This is a genomic window from Phaeacidiphilus oryzae TH49 (assembly GCF_000744815.1).
Classification (GTDB): Bacteria; Actinomycetota; Actinomycetes; order Streptomycetales; family Streptomycetaceae; genus Phaeacidiphilus; species Phaeacidiphilus oryzae.
The window spans coordinates 3,559,051-3,578,298 of the sequence record NZ_JQMQ01000005.1; the positions used below are offsets into that span (position 1 = coordinate 3,559,051).

The 19,248-nt window shown below is 71.1% G+C and carries 17 protein-coding genes; 9 read left to right on the top strand and 8 right to left on the bottom strand.

Going from position 1 to position 19,248, the window contains the following annotated elements:
• Positions 1–21: 21 nt before the first annotated feature.
• The 6 genes from gyrB to dnaA form a co-directional block, all read right to left on the bottom strand.
• Positions 22–2,100: a DNA topoisomerase (ATP-hydrolyzing) subunit B gene (gene gyrB / locus BS73_RS19570; protein WP_037574308.1), complete on the bottom strand. Its 2,079-nt coding sequence runs from the start codon at positions 2,098–2,100 to the stop codon at positions 22–24.
• Between the two features lie 260 nt (positions 2,101–2,360).
• Positions 2,361–2,957: a DUF721 domain-containing protein gene (locus BS73_RS19575; protein WP_037574310.1), complete on the bottom strand. Its 597-nt coding sequence runs from the start codon at positions 2,955–2,957 to the stop codon at positions 2,361–2,363.
• Complete coding sequence (gene recF, locus BS73_RS19580; RefSeq protein WP_037574313.1) at positions 2,957–4,153, bottom strand: DNA replication/repair protein RecF; 1,197 nt, start codon at positions 4,151–4,153, stop codon at positions 2,957–2,959. Before recF ends, BS73_RS19575 begins: the two co-directional genes overlap by 1 nt.
• A gap of 57 nt (positions 4,154–4,210) precedes the next feature.
• Positions 4,211–5,089, bottom strand: coding sequence for a phosphogluconate dehydrogenase (NAD(+)-dependent, decarboxylating) (gnd, locus tag BS73_RS19585; protein ID WP_037574316.1), 879 nt, complete (start codon positions 5,087–5,089; stop codon positions 4,211–4,213).
• 140 nt (positions 5,090–5,229) lie between these two features.
• A complete protein-coding gene (dnaN, locus tag BS73_RS19590) occupies positions 5,230–6,396 on the bottom strand; it encodes a DNA polymerase III subunit beta (protein WP_037574320.1) in 1,167 nt (388 codons plus the stop codon).
• An 892-nt stretch (positions 6,397–7,288) separates the two neighbouring features.
• The gene (gene dnaA / locus BS73_RS19595) at positions 7,289–9,616 is read right to left on the bottom strand and encodes a chromosomal replication initiator protein DnaA (protein WP_037574324.1); all 2,328 of its coding nucleotides are present in this window, start codon (positions 9,614–9,616) and stop codon (positions 7,289–7,291) included.
• 566 nt (positions 9,617–10,182) lie between these two features.
• On the opposite strand from dnaA, the gene rpmH reads away from it, so the two are divergent.
• From rpmH to BS73_RS19630, 9 genes are all read left to right on the top strand, one after another.
• Positions 10,183–10,320 (top strand): 50S ribosomal protein L34, encoded by a 138-nt coding sequence (gene rpmH, locus BS73_RS36365; RefSeq protein WP_003975051.1) that lies wholly within the window; start codon positions 10,183–10,185, stop codon positions 10,318–10,320.
• Positions 10,321–10,344: 24 nt separating this feature from the next.
• On the top strand, positions 10,345–10,794 hold the full coding sequence (gene rnpA / locus BS73_RS36370; RefSeq protein WP_084704199.1) for a ribonuclease P protein component: 450 nt from the start codon (positions 10,345–10,347) through the stop codon (positions 10,792–10,794).
• A complete protein-coding gene (gene yidD, locus BS73_RS19600) occupies positions 10,791–11,117 on the top strand; it encodes a membrane protein insertion efficiency factor YidD (protein ID WP_037574327.1) in 327 nt (108 codons plus the stop codon). The genes rnpA and yidD overlap by 4 nt, the downstream gene beginning before the upstream one ends.
• 2 nt (positions 11,118–11,119) lie before the next feature.
• Positions 11,120–12,463: a membrane protein insertase YidC gene (gene yidC / locus BS73_RS19605; protein WP_037574330.1), complete on the top strand. Its 1,344-nt coding sequence runs from the start codon at positions 11,120–11,122 to the stop codon at positions 12,461–12,463.
• Between the two features lie 63 nt (positions 12,464–12,526).
• Positions 12,527–13,051, top strand: coding sequence for a Jag family protein (locus BS73_RS19610; protein ID WP_037574332.1), 525 nt, complete (start codon positions 12,527–12,529; stop codon positions 13,049–13,051).
• A 135-nt stretch (positions 13,052–13,186) separates the two neighbouring features.
• Positions 13,187–14,014, top strand: a complete 828-nt coding sequence (gene rsmG, locus BS73_RS19615) for a 16S rRNA (guanine(527)-N(7))-methyltransferase RsmG (RefSeq protein ID WP_235215462.1) — start codon at positions 13,187–13,189, stop codon at positions 14,012–14,014.
• 552 nt (positions 14,015–14,566) lie between these two features.
• Entirely contained in the window at positions 14,567–15,598 is a 1,032-nt protein-coding gene (locus tag BS73_RS19620) for a ParA family protein (protein ID WP_051940124.1), read from the top strand.
• Positions 15,595–16,842, top strand: coding sequence for a ParB/RepB/Spo0J family partition protein (locus BS73_RS19625; protein ID WP_084704201.1), 1,248 nt, complete (start codon positions 15,595–15,597; stop codon positions 16,840–16,842). The genes BS73_RS19620 and BS73_RS19625 overlap by 4 nt, the downstream gene beginning before the upstream one ends.
• A gap of 273 nt (positions 16,843–17,115) precedes the next feature.
• Entirely contained in the window at positions 17,116–17,739 is a 624-nt protein-coding gene (locus BS73_RS19630; protein WP_037574335.1) for a GNAT family N-acetyltransferase, read from the top strand.
• 99 nt (positions 17,740–17,838) lie between these two features.
• Here the strand turns inward: BS73_RS19630 and trxA are convergent, their stop codons facing one another.
• Together trxA and trxB are read right to left on the bottom strand one after the other, a co-directional pair.
• Positions 17,839–18,165, bottom strand: a complete 327-nt coding sequence (gene trxA / locus BS73_RS19635) for a thioredoxin (RefSeq protein ID WP_037574338.1) — start codon at positions 18,163–18,165, stop codon at positions 17,839–17,841.
• A 94-nt stretch (positions 18,166–18,259) separates the two neighbouring features.
• A complete protein-coding gene (gene trxB / locus BS73_RS19640; protein ID WP_037574341.1) occupies positions 18,260–19,231 on the bottom strand; it encodes a thioredoxin-disulfide reductase in 972 nt (323 codons plus the stop codon).
• Positions 19,232–19,248: the final 17 nt, after the last annotated feature.

Consider the following 19,248-nt stretch of genomic DNA (forward strand, 5'->3'; position numbering starts at 1 on the left):
CCTACGGCGAGGGCCGACTCATCAGATGTCGAGGAAGCGGACGTCCTTGGCGTTGCGCTGGATGAAGCTCCGCCGGGCCTCGACGTCCTCGCCCATCAGCACCGAGAACAGGTCGTCGGCGAGGGCGGCGTCGTCCAGGGTGACCTGCCGCAGGATGCGGTGCTCGGCGTCCATCGTGGTCACCCGGAGCTCCTCGGCGTTCATCTCGCCGAGACCCTTGAAGCGCTGGATCGAGTTCTCCCGGATCCGCTTGCCGTTCTGCCGGCCGAGCTCGACCAGGGCGTCCCGCTCGGGGTCCGAGTACGCGTACTCCACGTCGCCCTTGCCCCAGTCGATCTTGTACAGCGGGGGCTTGGCCAGGTAGACGTGGCCGGCCTCGATCAGCGGCCGCATGAACCGGAACATCAGGGTCAGCAGCAGGGTGTTGATGTGCTGGCCGTCGACGTCCGCGTCCGCCATCATGATGATCTTGTTGTAGCGCAGCCGGGAGGCGTCGAAGTCCTCGCCGATGCCGGTGCCGAAGGCCGAGATCAGCGCCTGGATCTCCTGGTTCTGCAGCACCCGGTCGATCCGCGCCTTCTCGACGTTGAGGATCTTTCCGCGGATCGGCAGGATCGCCTGTACCCGCGGGTCCCGCCCGGCCTTGGCGGAGCCGCCGGCGGAGTCGCCCTCCACGATGAAGATCTCGCACTCGGCCGGGTCGTTGGACTGGCAGTCGCTCAGCTTGCCCGGCAGCGAGGCGGTCTCCAGCAGGCCCTTGCGCCGGGTCAGGTCGCGCGCCTTGCGGGCGGCGACCCGGGCGGTGGCCGCCTGGATGCCCTTGCGGATGATGTCCGCGGCCTCCGAGGGGTTCCGGTCCAGCCAGTCCGAGAAGTACTCGTAGACGATCTTCTGGACGAAGGTCTTGGCCTCGGTGTTGCCCAGCTTGGTCTTGGTCTGGCCCTCGAACTGCGGCTCGCCCAGCTTGACGCTGATGATCGCGGTCAGGCCCTCGCGGACGTCCTCGCCGGAGAGGTTGTCGTCCTTCTCCCGGAGCAGCTTCTTGTCCCGGGCGTACCGGTTGATCAGGCCGGTCAGCGCGGAGCGGAAGCCCTCCTCGTGGGTGCCGCCCTCGTGGGTGTGGATGGTGTTGGCGAAGGAGAAGACCCCCTCGCTGTACCCGCTGTTCCACTGCATGGCGACCTCGACCGAGATCTTCCGCTCGGTGTCCTCCGCCTCGAAGTCGATCACCGTCGGGTGGACGACCTCGCCCTTGCGGGAGTTGAGGTACCTCACGAAGTCGGAGATGCCGCCCTCGTAGTGGTACTTCACCGAGACCGGGCTGCCGTCCTCCGCGACGTGGTCGGGCCGCTCGTCGGTCAGCTTGATGGTCAGGCCCTTGTTGAGGAAGGCCATCTCCTGGAAGCGCCGGGAGAGCGTCTCGAAGGAGTACTCGGTGGTCTCGAAGATCTCCGGATCGGCCCAGAAGGTGACCGAGGTGCCGGTCTCCTCGACCTCCTCGTTCTTCTTCAGCGGCGCCGTGGGCGTGCCCGCCTTGTAGTCCTGGGTCCAGCGGTGGCCGTCCGTCCTGACCTCGACGGCGACCTTGGTGGAGAGGGCGTTCACCACGGACACGCCGACACCGTGGAGGCCGCCGGAGACCGCGTAGCCGCCGCCGCCGAACTTGCCGCCCGCGTGCAGCACCGTGAGGACGACCTCGACGGCCGGCTTGCCCTCGGAGGGGACGATGCCCACCGGGATGCCGCGGCCGTTGTCCACCACCCGGACGCCGCCGTCCGGCAGGATGGTCACGTCGATGGTGTCCGCGTGACCCGCCAGGGCCTCGTCCACGGAGTTGTCCACGACCTCGTACACCAGGTGGTGGAGGCCGCGCTCACCGGTGGAACCGATGTACATGCCCGGACGCTTGCGGACGGCATCCAGGCCCTCGAGCACGGTGATCGCACTGGCGTCGTACGACGGTTCGGCGACTGGCTCGGTCACCGCGTGCGCCGCGCCGCTCGCAGCGGCGTCCTCGGGGTCGGCGGGGTCAACAGGGTTCTGGTTGGGGTTGCCGGAATCGGCCACGAAGCGCCCTTTCTGGCACAGCTCGGGCCGCATCCGTTCCTCATCTGGGGGCCCGGAGCGGCCTCGGCACTCGACTCAGTCACCGCAAGCGGCGGTAGCACCCTCAGTCTACCGGTACCGCCGACGGTGATGGGCCTTTGGCAGCCCCTGAGCCGCTTTGTGCCGCTCGCAATCCCCTCTGCCCATGACCCCATACGCGGCCGGGGGGCGAAACGCGCTCACATCGGCACTCAGCGGATCCGCACACGCGGCCGGAGACCCCCACCCGCGGCGCTGCCGGAGCAGCGGCCCCGTCAGCCCCAGGTGTCGCCGGGTCCGCTGCTTCCGGGGGCGCGCAGCCGGCCGTGCCGGCGCGGGGCCCCGGCCGGGCCGAGCACCTTGATCAGCTTCACCGTGCCATGGCCCAGATCCGCGTTCAGCCGGGCCACCAGCTGAGGGGCCAGCAGCCTCAGCTGCGTCGCCCAGGCCGTCGAGTCGCAGCGCACGGTGAGCACCCGCTCCTCCTCCGCGTAGTGCTCCGGCGCGCAGTGCGCCGCCACATCCGGGCCCACGATCTGCGGCCAGCGGCCCATCACGCCGCCGACCGCGGCCGGGGCCTCCCAGCCGCGCTCGGTGATCAGCCGGCCGATCGCCGCACCCAGCGGCTGCGGGTCCCGGCCGTCCGCGCGGGCGCCGCTGCGCAGCCCGTTCCGGCGGGCCTCCTTCTTCTGCCGGACCTGCTCGCCGCGCTGCCTGGCCTGCTCCTTCGCCGCGCGGAGGGCGACCCGCGCCAGGTCGACGCCGGAGAGCTCGGGCGTGGGCTTCCGCTCCTCCTCCGGGGCCCCGGCCCCGCCGGGCTCTCCTCCGGACTCCCCGCCGGACCCTCCGGCCGGAATCTGCTGACCGTCCATCAGTCCACCCGCTCCACCAGGCCGTCGCGCACCGAGAAGCGCACACCGGACAGCTGCGCCGGGACGTCCTCCGGGACCGCGGCGGTGACCAGCACCTGCTCCCCGCCGGAGACCAGCGAGGCCAGCCGTTCCCGGCGCTTGGAGTCCAGCTCGGCGAAGACGTCGTCCAGGATCAGCACCGGGCCGCCGGGCCCCTCGGGCAGCGACCCGTCCGCGGTCCGCGCCGCCTCCGGGCCGAGCTCGTCGATCCGCAGCAGCTCGTACGAGGCGAGCCGGAGGGCCAGCGCGTACGACCAGGACTCGCCGTGGCTCGCGTACCCCTTGGCCGGCAGGGTGCCCAGACGGAGCGTCAGGTCGTCGCGGTGCGGGCCGACCAGGGTCACCCCCCGCTCCAGCTCCTGCTTCCTGGACCGGCCGAGCGCCTCCAGCAGCAGCCGGTGCGCCTCGGCGGCGTCCTTGGGCGCGGCGGCCGCCGACTCGCCCTCGGGCAGCGCCGAGGAGCGGTACTCCAGCACGGTCTCCGCGCCGGGCCCGGCCAGTTCGGCGTACGCCCGGGAGACCAGCGGGCCGAGCGCCGCCACCAGCTCCAGCCGACGGGCCGTCAACTCGGATCCGGAGCGGGCCAGATGGTCGTCCCAGACGTCCAGGGTGGAGAGGTCGACCGAGCGGCCGGCCGCCCGGCGGGCCGTGGCGGCGCTCTTCAGCAGCGCGTTCCGCTGCTTGAGCACCCGCTCGTAGTCCTGCCGGACACCGGCCAGCCGGGGCGCCCGCGCCACCAGCAGATCGTCCAGGAACCGCCGCCGGTCCCCCGGATCGCCCTTCACCAGGGCCAGGTCCTCCGGCGCGAAGAGCACCGTGCGCAGCAGGCCGAGGACGTCCCGCGGGCGGACGTTGTCCGAGCGGTTGATCCGGGCCCGGTTGGCCCTGCCGGGGTTGAGCTCCAGCTCCACCAGGGTCTGCCGGTCGTCCCGGACCACCGCCGCCCGCACCACCGCGCGCTCGGCGCCCTGCCGGACCAGCGGGGCGTCCCCCGCGACCCGGTGGCTGCCCAGCGCCGCGACATAGCCCACGGCCTCGACCAGGTTGGTCTTGCCCTGGCCGTTGGGCCCGACGAAGGCGGTCACGCCCGGGCCGAGCGGAACCTCGGCCCGGGCGTAGGAACGGAAGTCGGCCAGCGACAGATGCGCGACATGCATACGGCGTTGCGCGGGCCGGCCGCGCTCCCTCCCGGTGGGTGGCTCGGTGCCTGCTGCTTACTTCTTGCTCTCGACGGCGTGGCCGCCGAACTCGTTGCGCAGCGCGGCGATCATCTTCATCGACGGGGAGTCCTCCTGGCGGGAGGAGAAGCGGGCGAAGAGCGAGGCGGTGATCGCGGGCAGCGGGACGGCGTTGTCGATCGCCGCCTCGACCGTCCAGCGGCCCTCACCGGAGTCGGCCGCGTAGCCGCGCAGGCCGTCCAGGTGCTCGTCCTTGTCCAGGGCGTCCACCGCCAGGTCCAGCAGCCAGGAGCGGATGACGGTGCCCTCCCGCCAGGAGCGGAAGACCTCGCGGACGTCGGTCACCGAGTCGACCTTCTCCAGCAGCTCCCAGCCCTCGGCGTAGGCCTGCATCATGGCGTACTCGATGCCGTTGTGGACCATCTTGGCGAAGTGCCCGGCGCCGACCCGGCCGGCGTGGACCGCGCCGTACTCGCCCTCGGGCTTCAGGGCGTCGAAGATCGGCTGGACCTTGGCGACGTGCGCCGAGTCCCCGCCGTACATCAGCGCGTAGCCGTTCTGCAGGCCCCAGACTCCGCCGGAGACGCCGCAGTCGACGAAGCCGATGCCCTTCGTGCCCAGCTCCTCGGCGTGCTTCTCGTCGTCCGTCCAGCGGGAGTTGCCGCCGTCGACCACCGTGTCACCGGGGGAGAGGAGCTCGCCGAGCTCGTCGACGGTCTGCTGGGTCGGAGCGCCGGCCGGCACCATCACCCACACCACCCGGGGAGCGGCGAGCGAGTCCACCAGCTCCTTGAGGCTTGCGACGTCCGTGACGTCCGGGTTCCGGTCGTAGCCGATGACGGTGTGCCCTGCGCGGCGCAGCCGCTCGCGCATGTTGCCGCCCATCTTGCCGAGACCGATGAGGCCGAGCTCCATGATCGGGAGTCCTAACGTGTGTACCTACGTGGCTTGGCGGCGGCGCCCTTGCCGCGCGACACCGAGCGTACGCCCGGGCCTGCGGGGGCAGCCTGCCGACGGGTCCGGTCGGGCGGAGCGCCGGGCGCCCCGCCCTCGGCTCAGCTGGACAGCCGCACCGGCATGATCAGGTACTTGTACGTCTCGTCCGCCTCGGCGTCGGCGGCGGGCTTGCCGCTGAGGAGGGCCGGCTTCGTCGAGGTGGTGAACGCGAACTGGGCGAACGGGGCGTTGATCGCGGACAGGCCCTCCAGGAGGTAGCCCGGGTTGAAGGCGATCGAGATGTCGTCGCCCTCCAGGTCCGCGTCCACCCGCTCGGTGGCCTGCGCGTCGTCGCCGGAGCCGGCCTCCAGGGTCAGCACGCCCTGCTCGAAGCTCAGCCGCACCGGGGTGTTCCGCTCCGCGACCAGCGCGACGCGCTTGACCGCCTCGACGAACGGCGCGGTCTCGATCACCGCCATCGAGTTGAACTCGGTCGGGAAGAGGCTGCGGAACTTGGGGAACTCGCCGTCCAGCAGCCGGGTGGTGGTGCGGCGGCCGGCGCCCTCGAAGCCGATCAGGCCCTCGCCGTCGCCCTCCGTGCCGGCCAGCGCGATCGAGACGTTCTCCCCGGCGCCGCCGCCGGCCAGCGACTTGGCGGTGTCCTGCAGGGTCTTGGCGGGCACCAGGGCCACCGAGTTCAGGCCCGGCTGCTCCGGCTTCCACAGCAGCTCGCGGACGGCGAAGCGGTAGCGGTCGGTGGCGGCCAGGGTGACCCGGTCCTCCTCGATCTCCACCCGGACGCCGGTGAGCACCGGGAGGGTGTCGTCCCGTCCGGCGGCGACGGCGACCTGGGCGACCGCGGCGGCGAAGACGTCCCCCGCGACCTCGCCGGTGGCGGTGGGCATCTGGGGCAGCGCCGGGTACTCCTCCACAGGCAGGGTGGGGAGTGTGAATCGCGAGCTGCCGCAGACCACGATGACCCGTACACCGTCTGTGGAGATCTCCACCGGCCGGTTGGGGAGGGCCCGGGAGATGTCGGCCAGCAGGCGGCCGGAGACCAGGACCGTGCCGGCCTCCTCCACCTCGGCCTCGACCGCGACCCGGGCCGAGACCTCGTAGTCGAACCCGGAGAGGCTCAGGGAGCCCTCCTGCCCCTGGGCCGACTCGCCCTGGGAGACCGTCAGCAGCAGGCCCGCGAGGACCGGCACCGGCGGCCGTGCCGGGAGGCTGCGGGCGGCCCAGGCCACCGCCTCCGCCAGTACGTCACGCTCCACCCGGAACTTCACCGGACACCGCCTCCCGCTGCTTCCACCGGCTCCCGCCGCTGTACCGACCTGTGTGTCGTCTTCCAGTTGCCGGGGAACAGTCTGACGTACTCCACCGACAGCCGGGGTCGAAGGGGAGAAGAACGTCTGATCGACCACGACGAGCCGTCATCCACAGCTCGGCGCCCCGCCCCCTGTTAGCTGAAAGTCCGGGATAGATCTCTGGGGGAGTAGTAATAGGTGTTGTGGATACCGTGGATAACCGGTTCCACCGCAGGTCAGCCCGGCTTTTTTGTCCACCGCGGGCTGTGGGCGGAGAGGTGGAAAACCCCGCTCTTCTGTGGATGGGGTTCGTTTTCCCACAGGGGGCCCTCGACTGTCCCCAGGTTGTCCCCAGCTCCGTCCCCAGATTTTCCCCCGGTTGTCCCCAGGGCATGCGTGAACTTCGGTGTGCCGCTTCTCACACGCAGAGGTGATGGGGCGTTTCTTGTTGCCGAACTGTGGACCCGACTGTGGAAAGCCTGGGGAAAACTTACCAAACCTGGGGACGGGCGGTGGACAACTCAGAGTCCGCTCAGGGGTTCGAATCCACGGTCCACATCCTGTGGATAACTTTTGCCCACAAGTCCACAGGGTCTTGAGCTGCATCGATGGTCCCGCAAACCAGCGGCCTGTGGAACGATTCTGGACAACTTCGGGGCTTCCCGGTGTTCCCCAGGGTGTGGAGGAACGGATCCGTTCGATCCTGTGGATTGTCCGCCCCGCGCAGGGCCCAGTTCGATTCCCCGCAGGCTCTCGGAGTTGCATTCGATCGGCCCGCGGCCGCGGCGGAAGCCGAAAAAGGGCCCGGAACGAGGAGGACGCCTCGTTCCGGGCCCTGCGCCGGCAATACCGGCGGCGGTTCGCCCGGCGGCTAGCTCTTGATGCGGTTGGTGAGCTCGGTGACCTGGTTGTAGATCGACCGGCGCTCGGCCATCATCGTGCGGATCTTCCGGTCCGCGTGCATCACCGTGGTGTGGTCCCGGCCGCCGAACTGCGCGCCGATCTTCGGCAGCGAGAGGTCGGTGAGTTCCCGGCACAGGTACATGGCGATCTGGCGGGCCGTCACCAGCACCCGGCTCCGCGAGGAACCGCAGAGGTCCTCCACGGTCAGCCCGAAATAGGCGGCGGTCTGCTGCATGATCGTGGCCGCCGTGATGTCCGGGCTGGCCTCCTCCCCGCCGGGGATGAGGTCCTTCAGCACGATCTCGGTGAGCTGGAGGTCGACCGGCGCCCGGTTGAGGCTGGCGAAGGCGGTGACCCGGATCAGGGCGCCCTCCAGCTCCCGGATGTTGCGGGAGATCCGGGAGGCGATGAACTCCAGCACCTCAGCCGGCGCGTTCAGCTGCTCCTGGATCGCCTTCTTCCGCAGGATCGCGATCCGGGTCTCCAGCTCGGGCGGCTGGACGTCGGTGATCAGGCCCCACTCGAAGCGGTTGCGCAACCGGTCCTCCAGGGTGACCAGCTGCTTGGGCGGCCGGTCCGAGGAGATCACGATCTGCTTGTCCGCGTTGTGGAGGGTGTTGAAGGTGTGGAAGAACTCCTCCTGCGTCGACTCCTTGTTCTGCAGGAACTGGATGTCGTCGACCAGCAGGATGTCCATGTCGCGGTAGCGCTGCCGGAAGCCGTCGCCCTTGTCGTCCCGGATCGAGTTGATGAACTCGTTGGTGAACTCCTCGGAGCTCACGTAGCGGACCCGGGTGCCGGGGAAGAGGCTGCGGGCGTAGTGCCCGATGGCGTGCAGCAGATGGGTCTTGCCCAGGCCGGACTCGCCGTAGATGAAGAGCGGGTTGTAGGCCTTGGCCGGGGCCTCGGCGACGGCGACCGCGGCCGCGTGGGCGAAGCGGTTGCTCGCTCCGATGACGAAGGTCTCGAAGAGGTACTTCGGGTTCAGCCGGGCGGCCGGCTCGTCCTTGCGGGCGCCGTGGAGGGCGGGGCCGCCGCCGGAGCGCGGTCCCGGCGGATTGCCGTGGACGGACCCCCCGCGCGCCGGGGCGCCGGGGGCCGACGGTGAGTCAGGACCCTTCCGCGGCGCTTCGGGCAGCTTCACCTCGGCGTCCCGCGCCGGGGGCGCGGGCCGGGCGCCGGGGCCGCTCGGGCCGGCCGGTCCTGTCGGCTTGGGCTCCGCCTCCTCGCCGCGCGGTCCGGGGACCGGACGCGGACGCCGCTCGGGGCCGCCCTCGGCCGCCGGGGCGGTGGGGCGGGGCAGCTGGGTGTGCTGGCCGTGCTGGCTGGTCTGCCCGTGCTGGGTGTGCTGGCCGTGCTGGCCGGTCTGCGGCGCCTGCGGGCTGTGCGGGGCGTGCGGGTAGGCCGGGTCCTCGCCGGGGCCCTGCTCCCAGTCGCCGGGCGCCGGGGGCTGCTCCGGGTAGCTCTCCGGGCGGCGGTAGCCGGGGTAGCCGCTGGGCGGCTGGTGGCCCTGCTCGTGCGAGGGCTCCGGGTGCTCGGCGCGGCCGCCCCCGTAGTAGGGCAGCTCGTCCTGTCCGGGGGCGGACTGCCCGAGGGCGGTGCGCGGGGTCGGCCACTGGCCGGGGACGGGCTGACCGCCCGTGGGGTCCCCGTATTCGTGCCGGGGCTGCTGCTGGTGGTGGTGCGGAGCCTGCGGGGCAGGCGCCGCCGCCGCCGTTGGCTGGCGCTGCGGTTCGTAGCCCGAGGGCGCGTCATAGCCTGCGGGCGCGTCATAGCCCGCGGGGGCGTCGTAGCCGGTCTGCGGGTCGTACCCCGGCTGGGGGTCGTAGCCGACCTGGGCGTCATAGCTGGGCGGCGCGTCGTAGCCGGGCTGCGGCTCGTAGGAGGGCAGCGGTTCGTAGCCTGACTGGGCGTCATAACCGGGCTCTGCGGCCGGGGCCGGCCCCGGGGCCTGGGCCTGCCCGGTCGGCGCCTGCGGCTGCGGCTGCGGCTGCGGGCGGCTGCCCGGCAGCGGCTCGGCCGCCGGCACGGCGCTGGCGTCCGCGATCACCGCGATCCGCATCGGGCGGCCGAACTCGCCGCTGAGCGCCTCGGTGATGAGCGGCAGCAGCCGGGTCTCCAGCGCCTGCTTCGCGTACTCGTTGGGGGTGGCGAGCAGCGCCGTGTCCGCCATCAGTCCCATCGGATGCGTGCGGTCCAGCCAGACCCTGTCCATGGCCTCGACGCCCTGGCCCGTGCTCAGCCGCTCGACCACCCGCGCCCATGCGGTGGGCAGGTCGCTGGTTGTGTCAGCCACTGGTGCACGCTTTCTCGTTCCACCCCAGGACGGAAGCGCGCGCCGGAAGGACCACCTGTGCGGGTGGTTCCTGGGGCGTTCCGTACGGAGAGGTGTGAAGGGACTTGAACCGCGGGGGTGCAGGCAAGTCCTGCAACGGTAATAAGCGCCCGGCCATCCGTTCAAGTCGTTGTCCACAGGCTGTGTACATCCGTCCGGAGCAACGAGAGGCGCTTGGGCGAGCCGGTCCGGAGCCGGGACGGGTACCTTGCTGGCCAGGTGCCCCAAGGGGTCGGCGGGTTCGGCGAGGAGTCCGGCTGACAGCCTGTCAGAGGTCGGGGCCGAGGTGATCCGGAGGGCCGGGCATCACCCGGTTTGACCCGGCGTCCATCCGCCGCGTACCGTAACCAGGTCGAGTTGTCGATGGCCGCTGCCGCATGCCCGCGGGACAGTCCGCTGATCTGAAGATCACAGGCGAGCAGCACGGGCGTCGTGGATCCCCGGAGCAAGGGACGGAGATCACGCGGACGCACGGTGACGGCCAGTCGATTCCCCGCACCCCTTCGATTGACCTCTGGAGCCCCCGAGTGAGCAAGCGCACCTTCCAGCCGAACAACCGTCGTCGCGCGAAGACCCACGGCTTCCGGCTGCGTATGCGCACCCGTGCCGGTCGCGCCATCCTGGCGACTCGCCGGAGCAAGGGCCGCGCGCGCCTCTCCGCCTGATCACCAGCTGAGTCGGGTCGTGTCGTGCTGCCTTCCGAGAACCGGCTGAGGCGGCGCGAGGACTTCGCCACCGCGGTCCGCCGCGGACGGCGTGCCGGCCGGCCGCTGCTGGTGGTTCATCTCCGGCGCGACGTAGCCGCGCCGGAAGTGTCGACGGGAAACCCGCACCGCGTCGGGGGGATGACTCCCCCGGCCCGTGCGGGTTTCGTCGTGAGCAAGGCGGTGGGCCCCGCGGTGGTCCGTAACCGGGTGAAGCGCAGACTGCGCCATCTCGTACGTGACCGCTTGGACCTTCTGCCCGCCGGTAGCCTGGTGGTGGTGCGTGCGCTTCCACCGGCTGCCGGTGCGGAGTACGCGGACCTCGCACGAGACCTGGACACCGCTCTGCGGCGGCTGCTCGAAGACCCGGCCGGTCCGCAGAGAAAGGTGCCCGCCTCCGGTTCCGCATCCTCGTCGACGGGAGCAGGGCAGTGAAGTACCTGCTGATGGGGCTGATCCGGGTCTACCAGTGGACCATCAGCCCGCTTCTCGGTCCGGTGTGCCGTTACTACCCCTCGTGCTCCCACTACGGGTACGAGGCGATCCGGGTGCACGGGGCCGTGAAGGGGAGCGGGCTGACCGCGTGGCGCATCCTGCGCTGCAATCCGTGGAGTCCGGGTGGCGTGGACCACGTCCCCCCGCGCCAGAAGCCCGTCTGGCACCAGCGCCTGCGGAACCACCTGTCCCACCGAGGGAACCCCACCCTCAGTAGCGCCGGCCGTCCGGCATCCTCGCCCCTAAAGCCCAAGGAGACCTGACTGTGCCGGGGTTTCTTCAAACGCTCCTGTCGCCCCTCTACTACGCCGTCTCGTGGGTCATCGTTCAGTTCCACGCGGCGCTGAGTCCCCTCTTCGGTGCTGACACCGGCTGGTCGTGGGGCCTCTCCATCGTCTTCCTGACGGTCCTCATCCGGATCTGCCTGATCCCGCTCTTCGTGAAGCAGATCAAGGCGACCCGGGCCATGCAGGCTATCCAGCCGAAGATGAAGGCCATCCAGGAGCGCTACAAGAACGACAAGCAGCGCCAGTCCGAAGAGATGATGAAGCTGTACAAGGAGGCGGGCACCAACCCGTTCTCCTCGTGCCTGCCGATCATCATCCAGATGCCGTTCTTCTCGGCGCTCTACGGCGTGCTCCACAACATCGCGATCGGCCACACGGTCGGCGTGATCAACTCGACGCTGCTGCAGAGCGCGCAGAAGGCGCACATCTTCGGTGCCCCGCTGTCGGTCAAGTTCCTCGACAGCGCGTCCAAGATCACAGCCCTCGGTGCCGACCCGACGACGGTCCGGATCGTCGCGGCGATCATGATCGTGCTGATGGCGGCCTCGCAGTTCATCACGCAGCGCCAGCTGATGACGAAGAACGTCGACACCTCGGTGAAGACCCCGTTCATGCAGCAGCAGAAGATGCTGATGTACGTCTTCCCCGTGATGTTCGCGATCTTCGGCATCAACTTCCCGATCGGTGTGCTGGTCTACTGGCTGACCACCAACGTCTGGTCGATGGGTCAGCAGCTGGTCGTCATCCGGCGGAACCCGACCCCGGGAAGCATCGCCTGGAAGGAGCGGCAGGCCCGGCTCAAGGCCCAGGGCAAGCTCGCCGCGGACGGCACCGTGATCAAGAAGGGCGGCCTGGCCTCCCTGGTGAAGGGCTCCGAGGCGGAGACCGAGGCCGCCGCCGCGGCCGAGACCACGGCGGCTCCGCGTCGGCAGCAGCCGAAGCGCACCACCAAGGCCCAGCGCCAGGCGCAGGGCGCCGGAGCCACGGTGACCGGTACCGCGGTGGCCGATGCCGAGGAGCAGGACGACGCGGTCGAGGACGCCAAGCCGGCCGACACCAAGGCGCAGTCCGGGCCGGCGGCGAAGACCGGTCAGTCCGGTCAGTCCGGTCAGTCCGGTCAGTCCGCGAAGTCCGGGCAGACCGGCAAGCAGCAGGCGGGGCAGAAGGGCCAGCAGTCCGGGCAGAAGCCGGCCGCCAAGAAGGCCGGCCAGCCGCAGCGCTCCGGCCAGCAGCGCTCGGGCTCGGGGAACGCCGGCAACCGGAGCAACCGGTCGGGGCAGCGCCGGCAGCGCGGCTCCGGCGGGAACCGGCCGAAGAAGTAACTCCGGCCCCACCGCCGAGAGCCCAGGACCACCGAGACCACCGAGGATTGAAGGAGCCGATCCGTGACGGAAGGCACTGACAGCACCAAGCCCGCCGCGGGCGGCGACCAGGACCTGGTCGCCCTGCTGGAGCAGGAGGGCGACATCGCAGCGGACTACCTGGAGGGGCTGCTGGACATCGCTGACCTCGACGGGGACATCGACATGGACGTGGAGCGCGATCGCGCCTCGGTGTCCATCGTCGGTGAGGGCGGCGCCCAGCGGTCGCTCCAGCGGCTGGTCGGTGAGGACGGGGAGGTCCTGGAGGCGCTCCAGGAGCTGACCCGGCTCGCGGTGCACCGGGAGACCGGTGAGCGCAGCCGGCTGATGCTGGACATCGCCGGCTTCCGGGCGCGCAAGCGGTCCGAGCTCACCGACCTGGGCGCCAAGGCCGTCGAGGAGGCCAAGGAGTCCGGGCAGCCGGTGAAGCTGCGCCCGATGACCCCGTTCGAGCGCAAGGTGGTGCACGACGCCGTGGCGGCGGCCGGGCTCCGCAGCGAGTCCGAGGGTGAGGAACCGCAGCGGCGGGTCGTCGTACTGCCGGTGTGAGAGCGATGCCCCAGACTGGGTGTCGCCCGGACTGGGACGCGATGACGAGCGAGTTGCGGACGGCCCCGCCTGCCTGGCAGGCGGGGCCGTCGCCGGTTGTGCTGAGCTGAAGAGAAGCTGAGAGGAGTGCCCGCTGTGCCTGCCATGGATCCGCTGGAGCAGGGCCCGGGAACCCCGCGGGAGCGGCGGCCGCCGAAGTCGCAGGGGCCGCCGAAGTCGCAGGGGGCGCCGGAGCCGCAGGAGGCCCCGGCCCCGCCCGCCTCGGCGCACAAGGTCTTCGGGGAGAACCTGGGCCGGGCGGTGCGCTACGCCGAACTGCTGGCGGACGCCGGCGTGCGTCGCGGGCTGATCGGGCCGCGCGAGGTTCCCCGGCTGTGGGACCGCCATCTGCTGAACTGCGCGGTGCTGGCGGACGTGGTGCCCTCCGGGGTGTCCCTCTGCGATGTGGGCTCGGGGGCGGGGCTGCCCGGCATCCCGGTCGCGCTCGCCTGTCCGGACCTGGAGATCACCCTTCTTGAGCCGCTGCTGCGGCGGACCAACTTCCTGGAGGAGGTGGTTCGCGAGCTGCGCCTGGAGAACGTCACCGTGCTGCGTGGCCGGGCCGAGGAGATGATCGGCAAGCTGGCCGTGGACGTGGTCACCGCGCGCGCGGTGGCCCCGCTGGACCGACTGGCCGGCTGGGGCATCCCGCTGCTGCGGCCGTACGGCGAGATGCTGGCGCTCAAGGGGGACGCCGCCGAGCAGGAGCTGGCTTCGGCCCGGGCCGCGCTGCAGAAGCTCGGCGCCGAGGAGTGGTCGGTGGTGCGGGCCGGCGACGGCCTGGTGGAGACGCCCACCCATGTGGTGCGGGTGAAGGTCGGCGAGAGCCCCGGCGGGGTGAAGGCGGCGGCCCGGCGGGCCAAGGCGGTGCGGGCCGGGCGGGCGGCGGCGAACCGGGGCCGGGGCTCGCGACGTCGGCGCTGACCGGGCGGGCGGGCGGTGTTTCACGTGAAACCGTGAAACACCGTCGGGCCGGGCCGACCCCGGCGCCCACCCGGGCCGCTCCAGTGCCGACCCGGGCCGCTCCGGCGCCGTCCCGGCCGCTTCTGGTCGCTCCCGGATCGTCCTGTTCGAGGGCCGAACGGGCGAGCTTGGGCCGGGGCGGAGTGTCGCACCGTCAGATAGGACGACATTCTCGGCAGCCTGTTTCACGTGAAACGGCGCTCTCTGCTTCCTGGAATCCTGTCCCGGAGCCGCGCTGCGGCGCGGACCACCCGTCCAGCGGGTGAAGATCTGCTCCACACGCGGTCGAATGAGCCACAAGCTCCACATCGACCCCCGTCTCTGCGCGATGATGCCAACGGCAAGCCGCGTCAAAGAGAGGGGAACACGCCCGTGACGTCCGAGAAGTATCCCGGGCACGGCGCACTGGCGGAGCCCGTCCCCGGTCCCCGTACCACCGCTCCGCCCACCGCAACTCCCTTGCACCGGGCGCCCCGTGAAACCGGGTCGGTTTCACGTGAAACACTGGCTCCCATGCAGGATCCCATCCAGGCACCGGTCCCTCATGACGCGGAGACGACTCCGCTCGCCGATGACACACCGATCGCCCGAGCCGCCCAGCGTGCGGTGGAGACCATGGGCAAGGTGAGCGAGGCGCTGCCGCGCCCCGCCGAGACCCGGGTGATGGTCGTCGCCAACCAGAAGGGCGGGGTGGGGAAGACCACGACCACGGTCAATCTGGCCGCCTCGCTGGCCATGCATGGTCAGCGGGTGCTCGTGGTCGATCTCGACCCGCAGGGGAACGCCTCCACCGCGCTCGGCATCGATCACCATGCCGAGGTGCCGTCCATCTACGACGTGCTGGTGGAGGGCAAGCCGCTGGCCGAGGTGGTTCAGCCGGTGGTCGACGTGGAGGGCCTCTTCTGCGTGCCGGCCACCATCGACCTGGCCGGTGCGGAGATCGAACTGGTCTCGCTGGTGGCCCGGGAGAGCCGGCTGCAGAAGGCGCTGGCCGCCTATGAGCAGCCGCTGGACTATGTGCTGGTGGACTGCCCGCCGTCGCTCGGGCTGCTGACGGTGAACGCCCTGGTGGCCGGCCGGGAGGTGCTGATCCCCATCCAGTGCGAGTACTACGCGCTGGAGGGGCTCGGCCAGTTGCTGCGGAACGTGGAGCTGGTGCGGGCGCACCTCAACCCCCAGCTGCATGTCTCGACCATCCTGCTGACCATGTACGACGCCCGGACCCGGCTGGCCGCCCAGGTCGCCGAGGAGGTGCGCAGCCACTTCCAGAGCGAGGTGCTGCGGACCAGCATCCCGAGGTCGGTGCGGATCTCCGAGGCCCCGAGCTACGGGCAGACGGTACTGACCTACGATCCCGGCTCCACCGGGGCGCTCTCCTATCTGGAGGCCGCCCGGGAGATGGCGCTGCGCGGGGCGGACGGAACGGGAGCCGTCCCGTACGATGCCGAAACCGCCGAGCCGGCGGTGCAGGGTGAGTATCAGCAGTCGGTCGTGGCGCAGGCGCAGCCACTGCACGAGCAGAGCACGATGGAGGGCAACCGGTGAGTGAGCGTCGACGGGGACTGGGCCGCGGGCTCGGGGCGTTGATCCCGGCGGCTGCCGGCAGCGACGGATCGTCCGGCGGTGCGCCCGGGTCGGCCCCGGTGCTGGCGCCCGAGCGCGGGGTGGCTGCGGCCAAGGTCGCCGGATTGGTGGAGAGCGAGAGCCCGAACGGGGTCGCGGGCCGAAGCGCCCATGGCGCGCCCGCGGCCGTCTCGGCGGGCGTCCCGGCGCCGACCGCGCCCGGCGGCGCTGCCGCTGCCGGTGCGGGGGTGAACGGCGGCGCCGCGGGAGCGAACGGTGGCGGGGTGGCCGCCCCGGAGATCGCCGTGGACGCCTCGGGGATGCGGCCGGTGGAGGGCGCCTACTTCGCGGAGATCCCGCTGGAGGAGATCTCCCCGAACCCCCGCCAGCCGCGAGACGTCTTCGACGAGGAGGCGCTGGCGGAGCTCGTCCAGTCCATCAAGGAGGTCGGGCTCCTCCAGCCGGTGGTGGTCCGGCAGGCCGGGCCCGAGCGCTATGAACTGATCATGGGCGAGCGCCGTTGGCGGGCGTCCAAGGAGGCCGGGCTCGAGCGGATCCCGGCGATCGTCCGGGCGACCGACGACGAGAAGCTCCTCCTCGACGCCCTGCTGGAGAACCTCCACCGGGCGCAGCTGAACCCGCTGGAGGAGGCCGCCGCCTACGACCAGCTGCTGAAGGACTTCTCCTGCACCCACGAGGAGCTGGCGGACCGGATCGGGCGCTCGCGCTCCCAGGTCTCCAACACCCTGCGGCTGATGAAGCTCTCCCCCGCGGTGCAGCGGCGGGTGGCGGCCGGGGTGCTCTCCGCCGGCCATGCGCGGGCGCTCCTCTCGCTGGAGGAGGCCGAGGAGCAGGACCGGCTGGCGCACCGGATCGTCGCCGAGGGGCTGTCGGTGCGGGCGGTCGAGGAGATCGTCGCCGTGCAGGGGATGGACGGTTCCGGGGCGGAGCGGAAGGCGCGTCGGCCGCGGGCCGGCCGACGGCTCTCCCCTGCGCTGGCCGATCTGGCCTCCCGGCTCTCCGACCGCTTCGACACCCGGGTGAAGGTGGAGCTCGGTCAGAAGCGCGGAAAGATCGTGGTCGAGTTCGCCTCGGTGGAGGACCTCAACCGGATCATCACCTCGCTGGCGCCCGGCGAGGAGCGGAAGCTCGCGGCGCAGGACGAGGAGGGGTCGGACGGGGAGTCCCCGGACGCCCCGGACGGGGATGCGCCCCACGCGGAGTGATCTCCCGGATCATCCGGTGTGCGGCGGCGGGCCTGGTTTCACGGTTTCACGTGAAACCAGGCCCGCCGCTTGTACGTTGAATCGGTGTCAGCGTGGCTACGATGCCCCCGAAACCACTCCGGCGGAGATGACGGGGAGGGGCCGGGACGATGGGTGCTCTGGGCAGGGCGGCGCTGGTGGCCATGGGGGTCGGCCTTGGCGGTGTCGGAGGCTACTTCGGCAGCCTGCGGCGTGACCGGGAGCGGATGCGGGCGCTGGTGAGGGAGGCAGTTGGTGGGACGCAGGCTGGCCGCGTTGACCCTGGACAATCTCGTGGATCTGCCGAGCACCTGCCGCGGGTGTCTCTTCTGGGAGTTGGACCCGGTCAGCGCTGAGGCGGCGGTGCGATCGAGGAAGCCCGAGACGGAGAAGGAGTCCTGGATCTCCTCGGTGCTGCTGGACTGGGGCGCCTGCGGGCGGATCGCTTATGTCGACGACGTGCCGGCCGGCTTCGTCCTCTACGCCCCTCCGGCCTATGTGCCGCGCAGCCTGGCCTTTCCGACCAGTCCGGTGTCGCCGGACGCGGTGCTGCTGATGACCTCCCGCATCCTGCCGGACTACCAGGGGCAGGGACTGGGGCGGATGCTGGTCCAGGCGGTGGCCAAGGACCTGGTTCGGCGCGGGGTCCGGGCGGTGGAGGCCTTCGGCGACGCGGCCTGGGAGACCCCGTCCTGTGTGCTGCCGGCCGAGCATCTGCTGGCGGTGGGCTTCAAGACGGTGCGCTCCCACCCGCGCTACCCCCGGCTCCGACTCGAGCTGCGGTCCACCGTCTCCTGGCGGGCCGAGGTGGAGGTGGCGCTGGAGCGGCTGCTGGGCGCGGTGCAGAAGGAGCCTTCGCTGCGGCCGCTCGGGGGCTGAGGCTGTTTCACGTGAAACGGCGAAACGATGAAACCGCGAGAACGGCGAAGGCCCGCAGCCCCATAAGGGGCGCGGGCCTTCGCCGGCAGCGAGGACGGCTCAGATGAACTCGGCCAGGTCCTTCAGCAGGGCGGCCTTCGGCTTGGCGCCGACGATGGTCTTCACGACCTCGCCGTTCTGGTAGACGTTCATCGTCGGGATGGAGAGAACGCCGTACTTCGCCGGAACGCTCGGGTTGTTGTCGATGTCGATCTTCGCGATGGTGAGCTTGTCACCGTGCTCCGCCGCGATCTCCTTGAGGACCGGGGCGATCTGACGGCACGGGCCGCACCAGGTGGCCCAGAAGTCGACCAGCACAGGCTTGTCGCTCTTCAGCACCTCGTCGTCGAAGGTGGAGTCGGTGACGGTGATGGGCTCGCTGGCCACGGCTTCTCCTAGGGGAATGATGCCGCGCGGGTGGCGCGGTGTTTCACGTGAAACGGTCGGTCGGGGCGGTCGGTCTGCTTCGTGGGGCGACGGGTCAGACGGTGGCGACCTTCTCCGGCTCGGCGGGCTCGCTGTCCGCCAGCGCCGAGAGGTAGCGCTCGGCGTCCAGCGCGGCGGAGCAGCCGGTGCCGGCGGCGGTGATCGCCTGGCGGTAGGTGTGGTCCACCACGTCGCCGGCGGCGAAGACGCCGGGGAGGTTGGTACGGGTCGAGGGGGCCGACACCTTGAGGTAGCCCTCGTCGTCCAGGTCCAGCTGGCCCTTGAAGAGCGAGGTGCGCGGGTCGTGGCCGATGGCGATGAAGAGGCCGGTGACCGGGAGCTCGCGGGTCTCGCCGGTGACGGTGTCCCGGAGGGTGACGCCGGAGAGCTTGCCCTCGCCGTTCACCGAGGCGACCTCGCTGTTCCAGGCGAAATTGATCTTCGGGTCGGCGAAGGCGCGGTCCTGCATCGCCTTGCTGGCCCGCAGGGTGTCCCGGCGGTGGATGATCGTGACGGTCTCGGCGAAGCGGGAGAGGAAGGTGGCCTCCTCCATCGCCGTGTCGCCGCCGCCGACCACCGCGATGTGCTGGTTGCGGAAGAAGAAGCCGTCACAGGTGGCGCACCAGGAGACGCCGTGCCCGGAGAGCTGGTCCTCGTTCGGCAGGCCGAGCTTGCGGTGCTGCGAGCCGGTGGCCACGATCACGGCCTTGGCGCGGTGGACGGTGCCGGCCGAGTCGGTGACGGTCTTGATGTCACCGGTCAGGTCGACCGCGGCGATGTCGTCCGGGATCAGCTCGGCGCCGAAGCGCTCGGCCTGGGCGCGCATCCCGTCCATCAGGTCGGGACCCATGATGCCGTCACGGAAGCCGGGGAAGTTCTCGACCTCGGTGGTGTTCATCAGCGCGCCGCCGGCCTCCACGGCGCCCTCGAAGACAAGGGGCTTCAGAGAGGCGCGGGCGGTGTACAGCGCAGCCGTGTAACCGGCCGGGCCGGACCCGATGATGATCACGTTGCGGACGTCGCTCACTCGATCTCCTGTGACGG